Here is a 2317-nt window from a genome sequence, read left to right as displayed (position 1 = left end):
GACACAATACGCCTAAGTACAGCAATGTCATTAAATACGATTTGCTACACTTTGTCAACATAAAAATAACACATATTGATAATTTCAAAGGGAATCGGTTAAACAGCGCTTATGAATAATTAAGGATCCAAAATAATGAAACCATTATCCATAACACGCATCATAACATTTATAGCTTTCTTTTCTATATCAGCGCTATCTGCATCAGCGTCATTTGGATTTACACGTACATTTACACGTGTAGATACTATAGAGCAGTACAATCAACTTTACGATAAATATGCAAGTAAAGAATATGAAGACTTTACGCATTTCGACAAGCAACACGAAGCAAATCAATTTGCATACAAAAATGGCTATCAAAATATAACTGCCAAATTTGACACTGTATGGCATCGTCACATACTTATTGTTTTATGTGGACGCTTTGTGAATTTACTAAGGGGTGATTATAATAAGGAGATGTCATGGGCGATGCTACCTAGTGTAATAAATACTTTACGCTATGAACATAATTGGAGTGAAGAAAATTTTATTTGGGCATACAACATGTCTATGAGTAGTACAGATCCAATGTTTTATTACGCAAAAAAATTTCTTAGTTCTCCGAGTGGAAATGGCATTAACCCCGAAACACAAGTTGTTGATTTAGTGTCTAGTATGAGAGTCGATAATGGGAGAGGCATAAAAAAAACAGCTAGGTTTTGTAGAGACTTACGAACGATATACAATATAATGAAACCGTAATAGAGATTGTCATTTAACGATCAAAATGTTTCTGAAGCACGTTAAGAGCAACCCGCAGTGAATTCACAAGATGTGGTAGCATTTGATCTTCTATAACGAGGTACTGTAGCGCTGCGTAAAGATTGTACTGTCTATAAAGACACTGGGCTTCTTTTAGTGCCTCTTGCATGTTTATAAACTGCTCTGTTGCAAATGCTACCCACTTGTCTCTTGCCTTATCATCAGAAGATGACGGAATTTCATTATAAACAGCACTTGGCAAGCCTTTTGCACACAAATAGTCGTTTCTTATCTGTAGATATTGTTGCGCGGCATCATATTGCTCTTGAGTAATCACGCCTTGCAAGCAAAGCCGCCCTATATAGGTACCAGAAAGTGGATTTTTTGCCTCTTGTAGCGTTAAACCGAAGCGCTTTGCACGCATTTCTATTGCCAATTTATCAACGGCTTCACGCGGTGCTTTTGCACGTGATATACGTCCGTTTGGTTCTCTTACCTGCCCTGCTATTTTAGGGCGTCCCCTCTTTTTATTTTTTTTCACTTATGTCCCCAGATTCCTGTTTAATATTTTGCCAAATTTCCTCTGCTTTTGACTTGAACTTTAGACTATAAAAGAATAACAAACCCAGAATGATCGATATTATAATTATAAAAACTAGCTTAATTTTTAAATGACTTTTATCCCAAAATAGTTCTATGGACAAAATTAAAAGCGTACCCAATAAAGTCCCCATTATTCCATGAAAACGACATGCAGACGTTGCGTGATCTTTTAATAGATTTATTTCTTGTTCTGTAACAGCATAATGAACAGTTCTCCTCGGAAGACAATCTGCAATCACTCTAATAGATTGATTTCCAACAGCATCACTTGCACGTTGAAGTTGCTTAAGATGAAGGTGTTTATTTTTTTTCCGGCTCTTGTAAATACCCGTTAATTTTTTGTGTGAAATATTCTTTGATGTCATCGTCTTTTAGCTTCACACCAAATTGCCCACAATCATATACTCTCTCCCACGGAGATCCATTCTCATGAGATTCATTGCGCAAGCGCCAAGGTGAAAAATTTTTATAAGCATTCCAGACGATCTCTAATAATTTAACTGTATATTTATCAGCGGATTCTTTAGGAATTTTAGGAATCAAAATTTCTCCTGTCTCTAAATCAACTGTTCGAGAATAGCAATCGATAAAACGCCTTCCCCAATCTTTAAACTCATGATAAAGAGCCGGAATCACGGGACCATGCTGCCATGCTTCTATACGATCAGGAAAGAGACGCTTACCTGTAGCTGCTAACATCCATCCATACGCAAGATACACCAGTTTAATGAGCTTCATAGGAGAAATTGGGATATTCTCTTCACGTCCCTTTTCAAGAAAGAAGTTAGCAATTTGCTGAACTTGGTACATATCATTCATACCCCACAAAATATACAACTTTACAGAATTGCTTTAACATGATCACTTTCCTCATTCAATAATATCCTTAAAAAGGAACACTGTCATTCATAACGGTATGGGGCGTATCAAGAGGTCTGTAAATGCTTCTGTCATAAGCAGATGACTG

3 protein-coding genes are annotated in these 2317 nt (G+C 36.6%); 1 reads left to right on the top strand and 2 read right to left on the bottom strand.

Annotation, left to right across the window (positions count from 1 at the left end; genetic code table 11):
• The first annotated feature begins 135 nt into the window (after window positions 1–135).
• Complete coding sequence (locus ACFIMC_RS03140; RefSeq protein ID WP_375630712.1) at window positions 136–747, top strand: hypothetical protein; 612 nt, start codon at window positions 136–138, stop codon at window positions 745–747.
• 13 nt (window positions 748–760) lie between these two features.
• Here ACFIMC_RS03140 and ACFIMC_RS03135 read toward each other — a convergent pair whose 3' ends face one another.
• A complete protein-coding gene (locus ACFIMC_RS03135; RefSeq protein WP_375680991.1) occupies window positions 761–1288 on the bottom strand; it encodes a hypothetical protein in 528 nt (175 codons plus the stop codon).
• Window positions 1289–1650: 362 nt separating this feature from the next.
• Window positions 1651–2160: a Panacea domain-containing protein gene (locus ACFIMC_RS03130; protein WP_375627966.1), complete on the bottom strand. Its 510-nt coding sequence runs from the start codon at window positions 2158–2160 to the stop codon at window positions 1651–1653.
• Window positions 2161–2317: the final 157 nt, after the last annotated feature.

The organism is Bartonella sp. AP21QHHD, assembly GCF_042196205.1.
GTDB lineage: Bacteria > Pseudomonadota > Alphaproteobacteria > Rhizobiales > Rhizobiaceae > Bartonella.
This window is presented reverse-complemented; position numbering and strand designations above follow the sequence as displayed.

Coding starts and splice junctions, on each gene's coding strand:
- ACFIMC_RS03140 (WP_375630712.1), top strand. CDS start 136: ATGAAACCATTATCCATAACACGCATCATAACATTTATAGCTTTCTTT.
- ACFIMC_RS03130 (WP_375627966.1), bottom strand. CDS start 2,160: ATGTACCAAGTTCAGCAAATTGCTAACTTCTTTCTTGAAAAGGGACGT.